The organism is Brevibacillus nigriterrae (genome assembly GCF_049846925.1).
Classification (GTDB): Bacteria; Bacillota; Bacilli; order Brevibacillales; family Brevibacillaceae; genus Brevibacillus_H.
The window spans coordinates 1-19402 of sequence record NZ_JBNCMT010000022.1 but is presented as its reverse complement, the minus strand read 5'-3'; the positions used below and the strand labels follow the sequence as shown (position 1 = coordinate 19402).

At 43.7% G+C, this 19402-nt stretch carries 21 protein-coding genes; 4 read left to right on the top strand and 17 right to left on the bottom strand.

The features are described from left to right. Positions 1–3: 3 nt before the first annotated feature. Positions 4–1047, top strand: coding sequence for a calcium/proton exchanger (cax, locus tag ACPW7N_RS16460; RefSeq protein ID WP_425652193.1), 1044 nt, complete (start codon positions 4–6; stop codon positions 1045–1047). A gap of 78 nt (positions 1048–1125) precedes the next feature. On the opposite strand, the gene ACPW7N_RS16455 is transcribed toward cax, so the two are convergent. Beyond that, entirely contained in the window at positions 1126–1776 is a 651-nt protein-coding gene (locus ACPW7N_RS16455; protein ID WP_425652192.1) for a hypothetical protein, read from the bottom strand. A gap of 114 nt (positions 1777–1890) precedes the next feature. Next, entirely contained in the window at positions 1891–2184 is a 294-nt protein-coding gene (locus ACPW7N_RS16450) for an Fpa/YlaN family protein (protein WP_425652191.1), read from the bottom strand. A gap of 199 nt (positions 2185–2383) precedes the next feature. Here ACPW7N_RS16450 and ACPW7N_RS16445 point away from each other — a divergent pair, with 199 nt between their 5' ends. Further along, positions 2384–2881 carry a hypothetical protein gene (locus ACPW7N_RS16445; RefSeq protein ID WP_425652190.1) on the top strand — a complete coding sequence of 166 codons (498 nt, stop codon included), beginning with the start codon at positions 2384–2386 and terminating at the stop codon, positions 2879–2881. A 39-nt stretch (positions 2882–2920) separates the two neighbouring features. On the opposite strand, the gene sda is transcribed toward ACPW7N_RS16445, so the two are convergent. The 3 genes from sda to ACPW7N_RS16430 form a co-directional block, all read right to left on the bottom strand. After that, positions 2921–3112: a sporulation histidine kinase inhibitor Sda gene (gene sda, locus ACPW7N_RS16440; RefSeq protein WP_425652267.1), complete on the bottom strand. Its 192-nt coding sequence runs from the start codon at positions 3110–3112 to the stop codon at positions 2921–2923. 607 nt (positions 3113–3719) lie between these two features. After that, positions 3720–5666 carry an SH3 domain-containing protein gene (locus ACPW7N_RS16435; protein ID WP_425652189.1) on the bottom strand — a complete coding sequence of 649 codons (1947 nt, stop codon included), beginning with the start codon at positions 5664–5666 and terminating at the stop codon, positions 3720–3722. 33 nt (positions 5667–5699) lie between these two features. Beyond that, positions 5700–6950, bottom strand: coding sequence for an MDR family MFS transporter (locus ACPW7N_RS16430; RefSeq protein ID WP_425652188.1), 1251 nt, complete (start codon positions 6948–6950; stop codon positions 5700–5702). A 123-nt stretch (positions 6951–7073) separates the two neighbouring features. Here ACPW7N_RS16430 and ACPW7N_RS16425 point away from each other — a divergent pair, with 123 nt between their 5' ends. Further along, a complete protein-coding gene (locus ACPW7N_RS16425; RefSeq protein ID WP_425652187.1) occupies positions 7074–7961 on the top strand; it encodes a LysR family transcriptional regulator in 888 nt (295 codons plus the stop codon). Here ACPW7N_RS16425 and ACPW7N_RS16420 read toward each other — a convergent pair. After that, complete coding sequence (locus tag ACPW7N_RS16420; RefSeq protein ID WP_425652186.1) at positions 7951–8634, bottom strand: phosphatase PAP2 family protein; 684 nt, start codon at positions 8632–8634, stop codon at positions 7951–7953. The two genes, ACPW7N_RS16425 and ACPW7N_RS16420, sit on opposite strands and share 11 nt — an antisense overlap. Beyond that, positions 8612–9079 (bottom strand): DUF188 domain-containing protein, encoded by a 468-nt coding sequence (locus ACPW7N_RS16415; RefSeq protein ID WP_425652185.1) that lies wholly within the window; start codon positions 9077–9079, stop codon positions 8612–8614. Before ACPW7N_RS16415 ends, ACPW7N_RS16420 begins: the two co-directional genes overlap by 23 nt. Before the next feature lie 136 nt (positions 9080–9215). Between ACPW7N_RS16415 and ACPW7N_RS16410 the strand changes: the two genes are divergently transcribed. Then, positions 9216–9530 carry a hypothetical protein gene (locus tag ACPW7N_RS16410; RefSeq protein ID WP_425652184.1) on the top strand — a complete coding sequence of 105 codons (315 nt, stop codon included), beginning with the start codon at positions 9216–9218 and terminating at the stop codon, positions 9528–9530. A gap of 60 nt (positions 9531–9590) precedes the next feature. Here ACPW7N_RS16410 and ACPW7N_RS16405 read toward each other — a convergent pair whose 3' ends face one another. The 10 genes from ACPW7N_RS16405 to ACPW7N_RS16360 all read right to left on the bottom strand — a co-directional run bounded on the left by ACPW7N_RS16405 (position 9591) and on the right by ACPW7N_RS16360 (position 19245). After that, on the bottom strand, positions 9591–10712 hold the full coding sequence (locus ACPW7N_RS16405) for a YncE family protein (protein ID WP_425652183.1): 1122 nt from the start codon (positions 10710–10712) through the stop codon (positions 9591–9593). A 380-nt stretch (positions 10713–11092) separates the two neighbouring features. Then, positions 11093–11713, bottom strand: coding sequence for a YczE/YyaS/YitT family protein (locus ACPW7N_RS16400; RefSeq protein WP_425652266.1), 621 nt, complete (start codon positions 11711–11713; stop codon positions 11093–11095). A 94-nt stretch (positions 11714–11807) separates the two neighbouring features. Continuing rightward, positions 11808–12035, bottom strand: coding sequence for a hypothetical protein (locus ACPW7N_RS16395; RefSeq protein ID WP_425652182.1), 228 nt, complete (start codon positions 12033–12035; stop codon positions 11808–11810). 43 nt (positions 12036–12078) lie between these two features. Then, positions 12079–13302 carry an MFS transporter gene (locus tag ACPW7N_RS16390; protein ID WP_425652181.1) on the bottom strand — a complete coding sequence of 408 codons (1224 nt, stop codon included), beginning with the start codon at positions 13300–13302 and terminating at the stop codon, positions 12079–12081. A 210-nt stretch (positions 13303–13512) separates the two neighbouring features. Further along, positions 13513–14451, bottom strand: coding sequence for a ribonuclease Z (gene rnz / locus ACPW7N_RS16385; protein ID WP_425652180.1), 939 nt, complete (start codon positions 14449–14451; stop codon positions 13513–13515). Between the two features lie 57 nt (positions 14452–14508). Beyond that, positions 14509–14922, bottom strand: a complete 414-nt coding sequence (locus ACPW7N_RS16380) for a hypothetical protein (protein ID WP_425652179.1) — start codon at positions 14920–14922, stop codon at positions 14509–14511. 239 nt (positions 14923–15161) lie between these two features. Further along, positions 15162–16274: an RNA-guided endonuclease InsQ/TnpB family protein gene (locus tag ACPW7N_RS16375; protein WP_425652178.1), complete on the bottom strand. Its 1113-nt coding sequence runs from the start codon at positions 16272–16274 to the stop codon at positions 15162–15164. A gap of 206 nt (positions 16275–16480) precedes the next feature. After that, positions 16481–16858 carry a PH domain-containing protein gene (locus tag ACPW7N_RS16370; protein ID WP_425652177.1) on the bottom strand — a complete coding sequence of 126 codons (378 nt, stop codon included), beginning with the start codon at positions 16856–16858 and terminating at the stop codon, positions 16481–16483. 27 nt (positions 16859–16885) lie between these two features. Then, positions 16886–18175: an LCP family protein gene (locus ACPW7N_RS16365; RefSeq protein ID WP_425652176.1), complete on the bottom strand. Its 1290-nt coding sequence runs from the start codon at positions 18173–18175 to the stop codon at positions 16886–16888. Positions 18176–18246: 71 nt separating this feature from the next. Continuing rightward, the gene (locus tag ACPW7N_RS16360) at positions 18247–19245 is read right to left on the bottom strand and encodes an aminotransferase-like domain-containing protein (protein ID WP_425652175.1); all 999 of its coding nucleotides are present in this window, start codon (positions 19243–19245) and stop codon (positions 18247–18249) included. Between the last annotated feature and the right edge of the window lie 157 nt (positions 19246–19402).

Below are 19402 nucleotides of genomic sequence, written 5' to 3'. Positions count from 1 at the left end.
TAAGTGAATATTCGTCTATTTTTTTCGCTCGTTATCGGGAGCCTGGTGCTTGCGGCAGTAGGTCATTATGTTCTGGAAAATGAATTCATCCGATTTATTACTTCCTCCATTGCCATTGTCTTCGTCGCTGCATGGTTAGGAAAAGCAACTGAAAGTGTTGCCTACTATGCAGGGGATCGGATCGGCGGCTTCCTGAATGCCACCTTCGGAAATGCTGCGGAGCTGATCATTGCCTTCTTCCTGGTAAAGGAAGGACTGTTTGACATGGTTAAAGCATCAATCACAGGGGCGATCATTGGCAACTTGCTCTTGGTATTGGGACTTAGTGTTTTATTCGGGGGGTTAAAGTACAAGGAGCAAAAGTTCAACGGAATACTGGCTGGTCACAATGCGTCATTGATGACCCTCGCTGTGGTTGCCTTGTTCATTCCCGCAGTGTTTATTCGAGAGTTACCAATTCCACACATCAATACGCTGAGTATCGTCATCGCTGTCATCCTGATTCTTGCCTATATTCTCTGGCTGATCTTCTCGATGATCACACACAAGGAGTTCCTCTCCGACATTGAACCACACGATTCAGAAGCAACGTGGTCCAAAGGTGTCTCGATCATCATGCTTGTTTTAGCCACCATTTGTGTTGCCGTCATCTCCGAGTGGCTGGTACATAGTATTGAAAGTGTCTCGCATCAGCTTGGCTGGTCTGAGCTATTCGTGGGTGCGTTCGTCATCGCGATTATTGGTAATGCTGCCGAACACAGTGCAGCTATCTTGATGGCGATGAAAGGCCGAATCGGTGCTGCCGTAGAAATTGCCATCGGATCCAGTTTGCAAATTGCCTTGTTCGTTGCTCCTACACTCGTCTTACTCAGCCTATTCTTCGGATCACCGATGAATATCGTGTTTACAACATCTGAGCTAGCCGCAATTGGTGTGGCAACGTTTATCGCTATTTCCATCTCACGGGACGGAGCAACAAACTGGTTTGAAGGTGTCCTGCTTTTGGCCGTCTACGTTATTCTCGGAACTGCCTTTTTCTTTGTATAAAGGTTATTTTTCTATCTTGAGCAAACAAAAACCCAGTCATTTCACTTGTAAGTGTGTTGACTGGGTTTCATGTTGCGGCTAGTCAGTTTTTTCTTTTCGCAGAAACCAACGCATAAAAGGAAACAGCACCAGCAATTGCTCGTCACGGTAATGCCTGTGAATGGTAAAATGATGCTTTCTTTCACGCTGAACGTTTTGTGCGATTTCTATACGGTCAATTATTAATTTGGCAATCACAGCGATGACGACAAGACTGGCAAACGACAAATGGGAGTTCCATACTTTCTCCTGATACATGCCAACCAATTTCATCAGTGGTAATGAAATGTAGGCGAGAAAAAATGAAAAGGCCCCTAGTGCAAGCAAGAACCACTTCCACCTGACAAAACGTTGATAAACGAGTGTGATCGCCATAGGAACGGCAAACAGGTTGGCTGTTAACATAGTCGGAATGATTGGGTTCAGTTGCATCCGGTAGTCATACCAATCTAAAGCTGTTGCCAAATCATCCAAGTATTTGTTGATGATGAATACCACTCCAAAGTAGGCAATGGATTGAAGAAGCTTATCTTTTTTAAGCAATGTAATAAACAGGATCGACATAACAATACACACACCAACCAGCATCCACCATTGCCAGGTGAATAAAGTGTAGTCTGCCCAGAATTCCACTCGCAATCTGGTTAGCTGGTTCGAGACTGCATCAATTTGCTTCCCCATTTCATCCATTCATTTTCCTCCATCAACTGTTCGTTTGGAAATATTATTTCCAAGTAACCATCAGTTAATCTTAATCTCTCATGCAGATTTGGAGGTTAAGGCAAACAAAAAACGAGGGGCCGATTATCCCTCGCTCACGTCTTGGTTGTATAGCTCATGTAAGTGTGCCAGTTTGCGCTCCAAATTATCAAGAATTTCTCGTCCAATCTCTTCTTCCACCAGCCCGAGACGAACAGCGAATTCGATTTCACGAGACAGTCCAAACATTTGCGTGTCCAAAACCTCTTCATAAAGAGGGCATTGCGGCATGGTAAGGTGTTCCATCTGAACATCAATCAATTTATAAATCTTGGCCGCATCTGCTCTTAGTAACGTTAGCGCCTTATTTACCAAGTCAGGAATCCTAACCTCAGTCAACGTCAATCCCTCCAATTGCCTCCAACCTTATCTATCATAGTACGTTATTTATAAGGTTTTGAAAAGACTTCAATACTCTATCATTCTACGTGCCTAAGGTATGCGATGTCAAACGAAATGACCAATTGATTTGCCCAGATCTGAAAAATTGCGCTACAATAGCTGATGGATGATCTGATTCAACAAGGAGGCACAAGCAGTGGCAGATATAATCACGATTAAAGGGGCAGTTACCTATTCCATTACACTCGATCCTGGGGTCTGGATATTTGATGAAAGAAAACTGGAGCTTCATTCCTTTGCTGAGCTGGAAGATGAAGAGCAAGAAAACGAATTAGCCTATCTAAAAGGGGCAGGTGCTCATTGGGATCGGGAAATATTCGAAGGTGCAACTCCACCTTCCACCAAACCAAGCATGCCTGATATGAGAAAAGCGCTAGAAGGCGATTATGGAATCCGACTTTCCTTTTTTTTAGATAATGCTAAGGCATCACCCGAGGCTACAACAATGCGTATTCACAGAGAGCATGACGAACCGGTTGACATTCCACTCGATCAGGCACGGAAAGCCATTTTGCAATTCTCCAAGGATGGAAAACCCATTCGTGAAAACGGTCCTATTCACTTCTATTTGCTTGAGCAATTAAAAAACGGTGGGCAGCCTATTGATTCCATTGTTTCATTTGAAGTTCTATAGAAAAAAACCACCATTACGGTGGTAGTATTGTAATGTGTATTATGCAGATTGACTTTGCTCATTCGGATCAGAAACAACCAGGTTACGGCGCTTTATCTCTGAAGCTAGCAAATCAATGAAAGCCTGATCTAAGTTGAGCATGACGGCACGTTCATAAACGTCTAGTAAGTTGTGATCATTTAATTGTCTCACTCTCGCCACCTCCAACTGGATTTGAAGCAATTGTAGCATCTCTAGCAATAACGAACAACCGTTCTGTTATCCACAACGACTGTGGGTATCATGTGATTATCCTGTGTACAAAATGTTAATAAAGAACAAAAACACAGGCATATCGATGTGGATTAACAGATTTACTTTATCCACAAGAACTCTATTTCTGTCGAAAACATATATGAGATTCGTCAAAAAATTACAAAAACTAGAAATAAAAAAGCCTTCCTCAACCATAAGAAGAGGAAAGCTTTTTTATGTATTTGCATGATTTCTCAGCTTATTCGTGTTTGGAATCAATTCACTGTCAATCTTACAATCTCGGTGATGATAACCATAGTAAAAACGAAGAAACCAAGGGAGCTCGTAATAAATAGCATTTTCTTAAGCTTATTGCGTTCTTCCATGACTATCTCCTCCTATTCTTTCTATGAAATTTCTCTCTCGACTCTCTCTCTACTAATTATACGATTGAACTTTGATAAAAGTTCCAACAATATTATGGAAAAGTTATGGAAATTCGGTGTGAAAGGTGTGTTTGATTAATTAGATATCGAAATTCTTATTCAGAGAAACATCCGTCCTAGAACCTCGAAGTTTTTAAAATTGGAATGACTGATTGTATCTATTTTTTGATTGTTGTAAATCGGGTGATGGGCAAGTCATGATAGTATACCGTGTACGTCTGATTTTTATCCCATTTTTGCGCCGGAGCAATGGAGTACGTACCGGAATTTTTTGGACTTTCCTTGATTGTAGCTTTGGTTGTTTTGCCAGACTTGTCCTTCACTGTCCAGGCCGCATTCGTCACTTTCTCCAATCCATCAGTTTGTATGGAAACCTGTACGGAGCGAGTGAGTGGAATATTGGTGGCGCCCCATTTGATCGATACGCTTTTCAAGAAGCCGCCTTTTGTTGATTTGGGCAGTTTCTCTTTTGGTTTGGACTCAGTCCACTTTACCCAGCTATCCAACGTGGTGTGTGCCATGAGTACCTTTGCGATATTGCCATTTTCTCTAGACTGCAAGTTTACGGTTGCATCTTTTGCTTCCAGATATACGGATCGCCCATCCTTGGCCATACTGTCAGGTGTGATGGCAGTGAAGTTGTTATTTAACAGCTCAGCCAACGAAACGGTCGTATCTCGTACAGCATTCAAGTAATGGCCAGCAACCCAGCCCGAACCATCTACACTCTTCACCTGATACCAAAGGAACCCATCTTTTTCAATAGAATTTTTGGTAACTTCCGCTCTTTCCGCAGGCTTCAGTGTATCCACGACTTTCCCGGCAAGTCCAGCCGATTGCCTTACATTGAGAGAGGTGATATAGGTTGCGACTTCTACCGTATCCCCCACTTTAATCTGCCTTCTTTTCAAATCTTCGCCTGACTCATGGATCGGAAGCGGAGTATCATACGATAACGTACCATTTGGCACTCCTTCTTTTGGGATCAGCGATTTGGAGATTCGAGTGATCGGTTGGGCATAGTAATCTCTTGCAATGGCAAGGACAGAATCCTGGTACGCTGCCGTCTTGCGGAACTTATTTGGAATGTTATGCGGATTGTTGTAAACAGACCACCCGTTATAGGCCCACAAGGCGAAATACCAGCTTTCCATTTCATCCTCGTCCATTGAACCAATTTCGGGAAGCAATCCTTTTTTGGTGTAGCTTCGTTTTTCCAGCAACACCTCAGCACCAGCTTTGAGGTTGTACTTGATATCGGTTTTGAGCTTTTGCTGATCGTATTTGGTTTGATTGGTTAACTGCATGATCCCGATTCCGCCGTCATAGCTGATCAGCGGATTACCATTGCTGTCAAATTGGCGCCAACTGCTTTCTTGCCAAGCGACTGCCTTGAAGATGGCGGCAGGGATATCGTACTCCTTTGCCACGTCTTCGATCATTTTTTCAATTTCATGGTAAGGTGGGTTTTGTGCCGCCATGATCTCGATATTGGTTCTGGATTTTACCATCCGCTGTGTAGATGTATCCTGAAGCTTCCAACGTTTTCCGCTCCATTGTTCGGTTACACGCTTGGACGGGAACGCATTGCTGTCTCCTTCTTCATACACGGAATAGGTGATAGCTACTCCTTCCGAAGATACGGTCGCCCGCCCTTGAGGATAGGCATCCGATTGATATAAAACCTCAGGAGTATTCCCGCCTTCGATAACCCAATAAACCAGATCGCTTCCCGCTGCCTGATCACGCAGTGTTACGACAAGATCTGGCTGTGCATCACCCGTGACATCTTCAACTGTATACGATTGTGGCTCAAAAAAGAGCGGCGCTGGCACGGTAAGTGTATTCTCAGAATCATCGCCTACGTTGGAAGTCAGTTTCAGCGTATATTGGTTGTCGTCCTTACTCCACTTCAAATGATCGAGCCACTCATCACCGGTGATCTCAACAGGAGTATCATCTTCAAAATCCCATTTCTCAGATTCTGTTTGTTCATCATGATTTATCGTGTTTTTTGTCGTTCCCCAAGCTTGTGTCGAGGGAAACAGGCTTGTCCCACACAAAATGATCGCCATCAACGCAAACGGCACAGTATTTTTTTTCAAGGCAGACTCTCCCTTTCCAGGTAAAAATAGTCGTTACTTATTTAGACGCACGGGAGCCTGATTGGTTACTGCATTCTGTGGTAAAGTTTCCTCGTAGAATTGTCCTCCTACTCGAAATTCCATTCGATAGAGATTCCAAGCGACAATTCCACCGACCAAGAGACAGATTGACCATGGCAGCCATGGCATATGAGTGGCTTTCCCCATGTCATATACCCATCCTCCCAGCGTCGTACCCACTGAGCCACCGATTGCAAGCGAGTAACCATTAAATCCGTAATAGGCGCCAATGTGTTCTTTGGGTGCAAAACGAGGAACCATATCTACGAGATACGGCATGGAAACCATCGTTCCCAACGCAAAAATAAAAACATCAAACAGGAGCATCCACAAGGAACTGGCAAAAGAAAACAGGAACAGCCCCATACCCATGATCAATGCACCAATACCAATTAACGTGAAGCGCTGGTTGTAATTCTCCAGCCAATGAGTCACTTTCATCTGAAACAGGATAATCGAGACTGAAACAGTAGCAAGCACAGTTCCTACATACGTCTTGCTATTTAACAAATCCTCTGTAAATTGCGGAATTCCCAGAAACATCTGCATGTAAATATAATAATAACCAATCAGAATCAATGTGTAACGAATAAATGGCTTATCTCGAAAGATTAGCCCAATACTGGAAGCCATGCTTCCCTGCTGGTTACCGCTCTGTACAGCAGGCAAAAAGAAAAAGGTAACTAGTGCTGAAACGTAATAAATCCCGCCCGCAAAGACTGATAGCCAGAAAAAATCTAATGTAGAGAGAACGATTCCAATGATTTGTGAGCCCACAATCCCGATATTGGACAGTACATTGCGGAAAGCAAAAACTTCTTTGCGTATTTTCTCAGGTGTTAAAATCGCAAATGCAGCAGCTCCCGCTGGCTCGAACAGTGCTCCACCCAATCCGGACAAGATTGCGGCCCCGATAAAATGCCACGTCTCATGACAAAAGGCAAACAAGAGAAATCCGGTTGCTCGCACAGCAGTACCGAGCACCATGGTACCCTTATACCCGAATTTATCGGCTACCATGCCTCCAAGAAATGCCAATCCCTGTTGTGAGAATTGACGAACACCCAGCAGCATCCCAGCCATCGCAACCGTCCAGGCAAAACTTCCTGTCAAATACAGTGTCAAATAAGGAATCAAGGCGTAGAAGCCGATATTCATCATAAAAGAAATTATCAAAAGCAGTTTGACAGAAGCAGGTGTTTCCCTCCAAAGCTCTCGCTGCATAACGGCACCTTCATTTCTCCATGGTTTCAAGTATGTATACAGGGTACAAAAAACGGTATAATTTGAGAAACGATCATTTTTGCATAGAGTAATCAAAATTTCACATAAGAAGGACGATTCAGCGTGGATTTCGATCAATTGAAAGCTTTTTATACTCTTTCTCAAACCAAAAATTTCACGAAAGCAGCAGAGATCCTGCATCTCGTCCAATCAACAGTGACCATGCGTATCAAGCAATTGGAAGAGACCGTCGGTAAGCCCTTATTCATCCGTGATAAACGAAGCGTGGAGATCACACAGGCGGGGTTGGCACTACTGCCCTATGCCGAGCGTATTCTGAAATTAGCACAAGAAGGGCTGCATGAAGTGGCAGCATTGGAGCCGTACGAGGATCGATTGTCGATCGGGAGCCTTGACTCCATCTGGTCGTTCATTCTGGAGCCGATTCTAAAGGAATATCATTTGCGTTATCCAGGGATTGCTGTTCGAACCAAGACAGGCCATTCTGCCGATGTCATCTCGTATTTGCTTGATCAAGTGATTCACATCGGAATTGTATACATCCCGCCAACTCTGCCTAACTTTGAAGTCATCCCGATCTACGAGGATGAAATTGTTCTCGTTGGTGCACCCAGCCATCCCATTACCTTGCGAGGTTCGGTCCATGCAAATGAACTGGCCTTGTTGCCACTCCTGTTTGTTAACTGGGGCCCGCCATTTCATGAGTGGATCCTGGAAGCTCTGCCACCCGGATATGTTCCCAAACTTCAGGTAGATAAGGCCATCCTGGCAATCGATTTTGTCAAAGAGGGTTTAGGCGTCACCCTTGTCACCCGATCCAGTGTCAAAGATGAGCTTGCTTCCGGCACCTTACAAGAAATTGTTGTGGAGGGCAGTACTCCACCCAAACGTTCAGCCTACATCGTATTGCCTCGTGACAAAAAAAACAGGCCAAGCGTTGAAAAATGGCTCGGCCTGATGCGAGAATTCGGTTTTCAATTCAAGTCGTAGGAATATCCTGCGACTTGTTTGCAATTTGGACTTGAATGAGTTTTCGGAAATAGAAGTGGTATACGAGAAACATCCAGGACAGCCCTAGCGAGAGCCCGGCAAGTACGTCACTGGGGTAATGAACGCCAAGGTACACACGGCTAAAGATCAGCAAGGTAACGAATCCAAAACCGATCAACGGGATCATTTTTCCGAAACTGACGTGGCGATAGACACGGGATAACAAGAGAGTCAGCATGGTATAAAAAGCACCGCCTACCAGCGCATGGCCGCTCGGCATGGAGTACGATGTCGGTAGCTCAATCAGATTGTAACCGTCTGGTCGTGGTCGTTCGAATACTTCTTTCAATCCTTCGCTCAATGCCTCACAGCCAAGCAGTGTGGCAAGGAGTACCAATGCTTCCAGTCGCTTTTTCATCAGGAAGGCTGCTCCAATGATCAACACAGCAAATGGCGCCAGAAATGATCCATTGCCTGCAAGTGTGATGACATGCAGGATATTCGTCAGAAAGGGTGTGTGTAATTCGGTAACATCAGTCACAATCTGCTGATCAAATGCAAGGATGGCACCTGATAGAAAGCTGGCAAGCACAATGAAAAACAAGATGACAAAAAGCAATGACCAATGAAGAAATGGACTTCCAATCGAATTAGTAGAATTCGTTCTGTTCAATTTCTCTATCCTCCATTAATAAGCGTAGTGATTCTCCGAACCGGAGATCATCATCATGTGTACGTGCAGCAGGGCCTCTCGTCCGACCTCCGCCCCGCCGAAACCGGGCTTTTTCATTGCGCTCTTCCAAATGAAAAGAGATTGTTTCCATGCGATATATGCGTCCGTGCGGGCTCAGTGCTTTTGCCCGTTTGCCGAGGATCAAAGCCGCTAATCCGATATCTTGTGTGATCACAATATCGTTGGCATGTGTCTCATTGGCAATCCGCATATCGACTGCTTGTGGTTCCGCATCGACAACGACATGGTTTGGCCCACCCAGTTGATGATTAATACTAGCATATGTGATCAGTTGCCAACCTAGCTCTTTAGAAAGTTGATCCGCAATAGCCAGCACATTGCGTGGACAGGCATCTGCATCTACAAGGATTCTCCTGTTCGTCATCGTCACACACTCCACATTTCAGCAATCATTTCATTATCATAACATCTCAGGGCACATTTTACACGTTTCGTCATCTGTACAACTCTCTTCTGATTCCTTATTCTGATAAAATAGAAGTGAAAGGAGTGGGAGCAAATTGGGTGATCAATTTATTCTCGATGGACGACTCGGTATTCGTATACCAAACCTTACAAAAGAGTGGGAAGAATTCTCGAATGATGAGAGAGCTAGCATTTTGCTTGAGTGGGAAGAAATTCGCTCCAGAATCCCTGACCGGATCAAAGAGCTTGAATTTATTATTAATCGCAAACAAAGAGAGTTGTCTCTTGAGGAAAGCTTCCCCCGTTCCTGTCAGTTGAACAGTGAAATTGCAGACCTTGCAAGCGTCATTAACGATCTGCATATTTGGTTTCGTGTACAACAGGATCAACGAACCAAAGCCCATCAATAAATATAAAGAGAGCATAAGTCCACTCCACGGGGAGGGACTGCTGCTCTCTTTTTGTTACTTTTACTTGGTGCCAAGGAATGTGATTCCATTGGGTTCTTCACCAACGGGTACGGTCGCAATCACTTGATCAACCTGATTACCGACAATACTTACGGTGTTTTCGTACATGTTAGTTACATAGACAAAACGACCATCTTCGCTAGTAGTCACTCCATGTGCACCTTTACCTGTTTCAATCGTTGCCGTCACCTTTTTGGATTGCAAGTCAACCTTCGAGACAGAATGAGATGGTGCTTCTTTGGTTCCCTGGTTTGCTACGAAAGCAAATTTGTTATCTGGTTGAATATAAACTTGTGCAGGGCCTATTCCAACAGGTACTTTTGTCACCTGATCAGTAGTCAGGTCAACAAGTGCAAGAGCATTTTCCTGATTCAACGTTACTGTCAAAAGTTTTCCGTCACTTGTCACCCCTGTAGTTACAGGTGTTTGTCCTACTTTTATCTTCTTCCACTCTTTTTTCTCGTTCAAATCAATGACACTGACACTATCCTCATTCATATTGGCGATGTAGGCATATTTGCTATCCTGTGAAATTCGGAATCCGTGCGGTCCATTACCCACTGGAATTGTCGCTGCAACCTGATAGGTGCTCATCTCGATAAGGGATACATCATTGCCTTCGTTATTTGTAACAAGGGCATATTTGTCGTCTGCCGTAAAGACGAGATGTGCCGGATGCTTGCCTACCTCTACTTTTTGCAGCAGCTTGCCTGAGGCAGCATCATAGAAGTGAGCAAATCCGTTCGTGGAGCCGTGGCTGCCTCCGTGAGATGAGTGTCCACCACTGGCGGGTACTACGGTCGCTCCAATGATCTGACCATTATCGGAAACCTGGATATTGTGCACAGCTCCGTCTACCTGGATTGTCTCGATCACCTTCTGACTGGCAACATCTACTTTGGAGATACCTCCCTGGTTTGCCGTGTAAATAAACCCACCTGTTTTCTCAATATTTGATAAGGCTTGTGGATTTGACGCTGGTGCTTGTGATGCTTGTGATGCCTGCGCTTGTTGTGGTTGTGCATTGCTCACGCTTGCTGTTTGGGTTTTTGTCGCATTCCCGCAAGCAGTCACGGCCAAACTGGCAGCTATAGAAATGGCAATAAATAACGTCTTGTTCATGAAGTTCTTCCTCCTACAATCTAGCCATCTTTACAAACAAGCTTATTGTAGAAAAAAGTTGTGAAGGAATTATGAAGATAAGAAAAGACTTCGTCCCTTTTATGCTCTGTGGAAGCTTGCAAAGAAGATCATAAAGTCCGTTCTTTCACTGCGAAAGGGAATCGCCAAACGCTTCGCGCCCCTAAAGGGGTTGGATGTCGATTCTTTTTCCTTTCTCCGTTCTTTCTCTCGGTATCACTTCCAAGGAGACGGCAAACGGACGAAATCTTTTCTTAACGGGCTCACACAAATGGAGAAGTTCATACACTTTAACACTTTAAAGTGTATGAACTTTATGATACTAAAAAAAGCCTGCCACTAGGGCAAGCTTCCCACTCTCATTATACAGCTACCTTCATTTCCGCTCCTTCATCAGAAGCCCTTCCATAAGGCTTTTTCATTACGTTCTCCCAAAACGGAATGGTTCTTTGGATAAGTGGCCCCGTCAATAAAGCGATCAATACTGTACCAAACGAAACGGGCCCACCCATGAACCAGCCTGCAATCAACACGACGACTTCGATTACCAGCCGGACCCGTTGGATGCTCCAGCCCAGCTTCTCATTTAGCGCTAACATGAGACTGTCACGTGGCCCAGCCCCTAGTCTTGGTGAGATGTACATTCCAATTCCCACTGCCATAACGAACAGTCCAATCGCAAACATGAGATACTGTGTGAACAACGTCTCTGCTTGCGGAATCAGATTAAGCCACATAAAGAAATCAAGAAACCATCCGAACAATATCATATTTAACACCATCGGAATATTCGGCTTGATCTTTGCCGTCAAATAAGAGATGAAAATGACGACTGCACCTACAATTTGCGACCACGTTCCAATCGTCAACCCGAATGTCTGGTACAATCCGATATGAAAAACGTCCCACGGGGATACCCCTGTCTGTGCCTGAATACAGAGCATGCACCCGAAAGCCATGACAGCAAGACCAAGGATGAACATGCTGTACCTGACAGTCAGAGCCTTGCCGTTACGAGTTTGTTTCACTCTCTCCACCTTCTCCTGCTCTTGTTGTTCTTTTCTCTTTATCTCTGGCCTATTTCAGCCGTTCAGCAATGATCTCATAAAATATCCCGTCTTTGCGGTAATACCCCAACGCACCTGGTTTGGAAAGATACTCTCCTACTTCACGGATGCGTTCCTGAGTCAGGGTGACTTGTTTTTGTTTTCTGTCTTCATCTTTGTATTCTAAAATGAGCTGCACCTGTTCCTCGATCAGATGCTGAATACAATCTTCTACCGATGCAAATTTCAATCGTTTCAAGAACATTCACCTCTTCACATGCTGATGACACGTAATTTGACTATTATAGCAAGTTTTCATGCTGCGTCAATTCCTTATATCGTAAATACCTCTTGCTCCTGATCGCACAAATGGTTGCCAATGCGAGCAGAGCGGCTGCAAATCGATAGGCATCTTCTGCTCCAAAATGGTCTGTAATCGCACTCACTGCGAGAACCGATAGTCCAAAAGAAACGTATTCGATGGTACTTCTGGCAGAAAGCACTTTGGGAAGAGTGACTGTCGGAGAGTTAAGCTGAATCAACGATTGTTTTCCCATAATAAGCACCTGGTGTACAGGCCCAAAAATCACAGAAAGCAGGATCGCTGCCCATGCATATCTTGTCATGCCAAAGAGATACGTCAGGAAACATGATATTCCGATCGAACAGACGATGAACAAGCCGATTCGCTCTTTCAGGCAATCAGCCAATCGATAGACCAGTAAACCACCGACGATCATCCCCACAAAATAGCTTGCATTGAGAAAGCCCCACATCTCTTCCCCTTGATGCAACACCTGCTTCGCATAGACGAGAAGAATCGCTGAGATCCACACACCACCTGCTAATCCGTCCAGAATATCCAGTACGGTGATGGCTTTCAAAGTTGGGTTATTCCATAGCTCCAGCCAGCCTTCTTTTATTGAGTGAAATCGGGATGCCTTTGGAACCGGTTCGCTCTTTTCCACTTGAAGCGGGATGAGAATCAAGGTCGCAAGAATGTAAAGCCCGATCGTCAGCCACAACACATTGGTACCGCCAAACAACGCAACACTCACGCCACCGAATGCCCAACCCAGAAACTGAACTACCTGATCTGTTGTGCCAAACAAGCTGTTTACTCGGAGTAAAAGGGTCTTTTCTACCAATCGAGGCAGTATGGCATTGCGGGTTGGTGTCGCAATCCCGTCTGACAAAGCGATGAAAAAAATAAAGACAAACGCAAGAAAAACAGTAGACGGCGTAGTCCATAATCCGTATAAAACTGCCATACTGATCAGCAATATCGTTTTCATACTTTGAGATAGCACCAGCAAGCCAGGTAAGGAAAACCGATCAAACAACAGGGGTGCACATACACCACTAATTAGCTGCGCAAAAACAAAAACCAGCGGAACCAGACTGGTAAACAGAGCTGAATCGCTCACATTGTACAAAATCGAGATTAAAGCAACCAGATAAAGAATATCGCCGATGTTTGCCAGTGTTTGACCAGCCCAAAGAAACCGTACATGTTTTTTTTCCATGACAAAAAACCCCTTCTTTTGATGTAGTGATTGCAAAACTCACTTCATTAATCAAAAAATAGGGGTTGATTTACACTGGGAACTCCTTCTTTCGTTCACAATTTGGTAAATTATATCATGGCGTTTTCACTGTGAAAAACGTCTCGACGTTTTTCATTAATATGAATATGACCGCTTGCGGGCAACAAAACGGTTATAACCGTTTTGTTGCTATCTATATCGCTTGACAATATGTTCCAAAAAATCATGTGCGAGAATGGTTTGTGGAAAAACCTCCTGCGCCTCGCCCAGCAGTTCGGGTAGGCCAATCCCTCCCTCTGCATCCTCATAGCGCGGGCTTATGTGAGTTAGGAGCAACTGGTTGACGTTGGCTTCCAAGGCAAGCTGTGCAGCCTGCAATGCTGTAGAGTGTCCACTTCGTTCCGCCAAATCCAGATGAGGATGAGCGTATGTCGCTTCATGCACCAACACGTCTGCTTCACGAGCGAGTTGCTTTAAAGCCCCGCTTGGACCTGTATCTCCACTAATCACAATCTTTCTGCCTTTTTGTACAGGCCCCAGGAATTCATCGGGTTGAAACACACGTCCATCAGGAAGCTGTATGGCTTCTCCCCGCTTCAATTGCCCATAGAGTGGCCCTGAGGGAATTCCTTTTGCTTTGGCTAATTCGACCTGAAATGCTCCTGGCTTCTCTTTTTCTACAACGGAATAAGCAAACGCTGGTACGCGATGTTCGACCGGTACACATGAGACAATCATCTCATCGTCCTCATAAACCTGCCCTTCGGCAATTACCCGAATGGTTAGCGGATACTGCAAATGAACAGGACTGACTCTCATGATGCTATCAACATATTTATCAATTCCTGGGGGACCGAATAACTGGACTTCATCTGGCGCTCCGCCACGTAACGACCGACTGGCGAGAAGACCGATCAACCCGTACAAATGATCTCCATGCAGATGGGTAATAAAGATTTTCTCTAATTGACTGAGCTTCAAAGGTGAGCGCATGATTTGGTGCTGAGTACCCTCCCCGCAATCAAACAGCCACCACTTCCCTCTCTGAATAAACCAGAGCCCTAACCCGCTAACATTCCGTTTGGAAGTGGGCGCTCCCGAGCTCGTTCCTAAAAAATGCAGAATCACAGATGATTCCCTCTTTCTTTAAAACATAATTACCCTATTATGCCACAAAAACCCCCACTATCGTAAAGTTAGAAGGGGGTTAGGATTTCTGCGTGATTTAAATAATACCACAATACCAAAAAGTACAATTCCAATGTTAACGAGGAAGGGCGGTAATACTACGAGGTGGTCAGCAACAGGAAGCAAGAATAAACCAAACATTCCTGCATTGATCATGATGAATGAAAGCAATACCTTATCGTAATGCAAGCTTTTACTGATTTTGCTCCACAACCAGAAATAGTAGAGCCCAAAAAAGATGAGTTTAGTAAGTGTAAAAACAAACAGATCGTTAAAATCATCGATGGTTGTGGGTTCACCATTATCATTTGGGCTTAACATGACGTAATACATAAATGCTTCGAGGAAGGAATATAGAAATACTCCTATCCCTGTCATTATCTTCACAAGAATTTTGGCCAGAGTTTTCATCGAAAAAGCTCCTTACAGGAATTATTCAAATGACAGAAACTGAAGATTCATTACTTCGTATCATAAAGTAAATCTGTGTACAGGAGTGTTCAAGAGTCAATGACTCGTCAATAAATTGACAAGCTTGTATCTAACCAGTAGTCACGAGCGTTTCATGACGAAACTCCTACCATTTGACGTTCGAAAACGTGTTGATACATCAGGGCAGATTGACAGCTACCCAACCACACAGGTCATACCTATGCAGTCACTTCAACGATGTACTCGATTCCTTTTCGTTGAAGATTTATGGCTCCAATTCGATCATCATTCGATTGATAAGAGCAGTTTTTACAGCAGAACGTATGCTTTTTTTTATTACGATTTGCTCTGTTCGTATGACCGCATTTTGGGCATGTTTGAGAAGTATATTTTGGATCAACGGCAATCACTTTTGATCCATGTAACAAAGCCTTATATTCAAGCATCTGACGCAACTGATAAAAGGCCCAAGACACCGTTTGATAACGATCCTGTACTCTCACTCGTTCGGTTGCCTGACGTATACCGGACAAATCTTCAATGACAAACAATGTATTTGCTCCATATCGGGTAACGAGTGCCTTACTGACCGTGTGATTCACGTCAGCTTGCCAACGGGTTTCTCGTTGTCCAATCGCCTGTAAGCGTCTGCGAGCAGAGGACGTTTGTTTTTGTTGAAGTTGTTTTCGAAGGTGCTTGTAATGCGACCGCTTGTCATTGATGGCTCTACCATTAAAAAATAAAGATTTTCCTTGGGAATCATAGGTGCTTGCCACAAAATTAATCCCAAAATCCACTCCAACGACTTGCTTGATATTTTGTTCCGAAACCGATTCGATCTCTTTAGTCATCGGGATATGCAAAAAGAATTTGCCATACTTCATGACTAACTTGGCTGTTCCGAATGACCAAGAACCATCAAGGTATCGTTCCATGCCTTTTGTTTCAAACGGTACTTTCACTCGACCTTCCAGTGTGTTAATAGAAAAGAAATCTTTCGTTAGGGAATAGTCACGATTCCAGACCAAGTCGTACTCAGGTTTCTTGAATTGCACCTTTTTCCATTCGTGGCCATTTGATTTCGCTGACTTATAGCGAGCAATTACCGTTTTCATGACCGATTGTGCCATTTGTGACCGTAAAGAATATTCATTTCGTAACACTTCATAGGTCATCTTGTGCAGTTTAAGTTGGGCAAGTTCTTTCTTTTGGAAGACAAGAGAAGATACAAAGTTACAACCCATTTGATAGGCACGAACGGTATCTTGCAACAAGGATTGTTGCTCTATCGTAGGACTGATTTTGATTTTTGCTGTAATCGTCATTTCCATTTTTTCACCACCTTTCACTAAGGATAATTATACCATTTAATTAGTGAAAGTGTTAATCCAGATGGAAGGTCGGACAACTGAACGGGCTGATGCCCATCCTTGTCCGAAGCACATTCCTCCCCGTCACTGAAGTGAGGGGTATCCTGCACTATTTTTTCATAAAAAACAAGGCAACGGAAAAAAAAGGATAATCACTCATTAACTGATTATTTCGTAACAAATTCAGCCAATACACTTTGCAATTCATAAATATCGAGGTTTTTGTTAAATTGCTTTTGAATCGGTGTCGGGTTACCTGAGATCCAGATTTTCAATTCAGCATCCAGATCAAAATTTCCCGCTGTCTCAATACTAAACTGGGTGATGCTCTTGTAAGGAATGGAACGATACTCTACTTTTTTACCAGTAAGACCTTGCTTATCAACCAAAATGAGCCTTTTGTTTGTAAAGATAAACATGTCTCGAATGAGTTTATACGCCCTCTCCACTCGCTCACTTTTTGCAAAGATTTTAGCAAACTCCCTTTGTGCTTCGTCTGGATTCACTTCAGATGCATTTCCCATGATCCCGTCAAATAATCCCATGAAAACTTCCCCCTTGTCATCTTTATTTTATGATGCAGGAACTAGTGGAATATCCGGTGGACGATCGACTGACTCTTGACTATCTGGTGGTGGTGTCGAAGGTTGCGTTGGATTTTGTGTCGTGTTTTGCTCTGGACTTTGCTGCGGTGTTTTCGTTTCCGTCTTCTGGTTTGTTGCTTTACTTGACTTGGTAGTTTGGGTTGTCTTCTTACCTTTCGACGGCACAGCTACTTCTGTACTAGCAAACTCGGCAATCGCTGCATCATCCAGTTTTGCGGTTGTTGTCGTGCCCATTTCTTGCTGTAAGGTAGAGCGAATCGCTTGCATCTTGTCATTTGGAATCAAAGTATATAGAACTATGGAATTCCAAACCGCCCCATTTTCTAAAGAAATGATACTTTCAGAAGAAAAATTCCTATAGTTCATGGCCAATCCCTTAATTTGATCTTTGGATAGGTCTGTGTGAAGATGATTGCCAACAACTCCAATGATATCAAAGATAGAAGCAACACCTTTGACCGACATAATCTTATCTGTTACCGCTTTGATCACTTCTTGTTGACGGCGATTCCGGTCAAAGTCACTTGATTGATAGGCATCTCCTCTTGAATCAAGCCGATGTCTGACATAACCAAGTGCTTGTTCTCCATCTAAAAGTTGACGACCTTTCTTTAAATTGATACGTGTCCCATCGGAAGGGTCATTATATTTGAGGTCACGATCCACAGTTACCTCAATTCCATCCAGTTCATTGATAACACCTTTGAACCCTTCAAAATCAATTTTTACGTAATGGTCTACAGGAATCCCCAACATTTCTGTCAGCGTTTTCTTTAGTAGAGTGACGCCATTTTCCGTAACCGGTTGCCCTTTGCTTTCCGCACTTCTTCTTTCTGCCTCACCACTTGCATAGACTTCATTAATTTTGTGATAGCCTTTATAGCCGGGAATTTTTACTCGTGTATCCCGTGGAAGTGAAACCATTGTCATCTTTTGAGTAGCAGGATTAACCACCGCCACGATTAGGACATCCGTATTTTGAGAACCTGTCTTTTTGCGATTATCTGTGCCGAAAATAACGAATGAGAGTGGCTTGTTATCCTGATATGTGACTTCCTTTTTTTCATTTCCTGGTAACTTGAATGGATCACTTGTCCATTGATCCAGTGCCTGATCGACTTCATTGAAAAAAGCGAAAGATGTGCCGATTGCAATCAAGAATACTAGTAAAATGCTTGCCAGAAACAAACGGATTCGCCTGTTTTTTCGTTTGCGTTTGATTCTCCTGTCACTTGGCTTTCGCTCCGGTTTTTGCAACAGAAATCCTCTCCCTCAGTGTGATAACGTGGGATATTTTGTTGGAATTTGCCAAAATATACTAAAACAAATTATATCATGATACTATCGATATTAGTAGATATTCCCTCCACCCCTTCTTCAATCTCTTGTAACGTCAAATGCGTAAACCCAAAGCAAGCAGAAGGTATCGAATTTCTATGAAAATTTGCAGTTGCGTCAGTCCAGTTATACCCTCGCTTCCTGCAAACGGCTCGAAATGCCTGATATGACTCCATAGAACCGTTCCAGATTGCATACAAATGTGTTCCGACATCAGCATCCACAATTGTAAACACCGAGGACAGTTTTTGTTTGAATGCTGTCTGCAGCACCTCGTATTTTTGCCGATATACCCGGTTTAATTTTCGTAAATGGCGCTCGTACATCCCGCTACTCATAAACTTGGCAAGTGTGCTTTGCTCCAGCATGGAACTGGGATAAGGCTCAAACAGGCGCATTGCTTTGACAAATGGTTCTACGAGATAGCTTGGCAGGATAGCATATCCGATTCGCAGATCCTGTAACAGTGTTTTGGAAAAGGAACCGATGTAAATCACCACACCAGAGTTATCAAGTACCTTCAGAGATTCAATCGGTCTGCCTTTATGACGGAATTCACTGTCATAATCATCCTCCACAATCATGGCAGAATTCTTCATTGCCCACTGTAAAAGCTGTTGTCTTCTGTCGAGAGAAAGTACAGCACCTGTTGGAAATTGGCGGTTAGGCGTGACGAATAATAATCGTGCGTCCCAATCATTCACCTGCATCCCCTGCTGGTCTACATCACTAAATACAGGAACTCCCCCTACTACGGAGACAGCTTTTTCGATTCCTGCGTAACATGGATTTTCCATGACTACCGAATCAGAAGGGTTAATCAATAAATGAGTCAGGATAGCAATCGCCTGCATGGAGCCATTCACGATAACAATCTCGTCGGGTGTAGTTTGAATGCCCCGTGTACGCCGAATATGCTGGCTGATTGCTTCTCGTAAAGCAAAGCTTCCGTTTAACATGCTCATCTGCTCCCGTTTTACATATTCCATTTCTCGTGTTGCCGCATGTAACATCCGATGCCATGAGGTAAACGGAAAATCACTTAGACCAGAATGTACTTAGACACACAGAATGAGATATGATGAAAACCGAAAAAAAGTGATGAAAAGTGAGTTATACCAAGGATTCTACGATAAAACCAGCAAG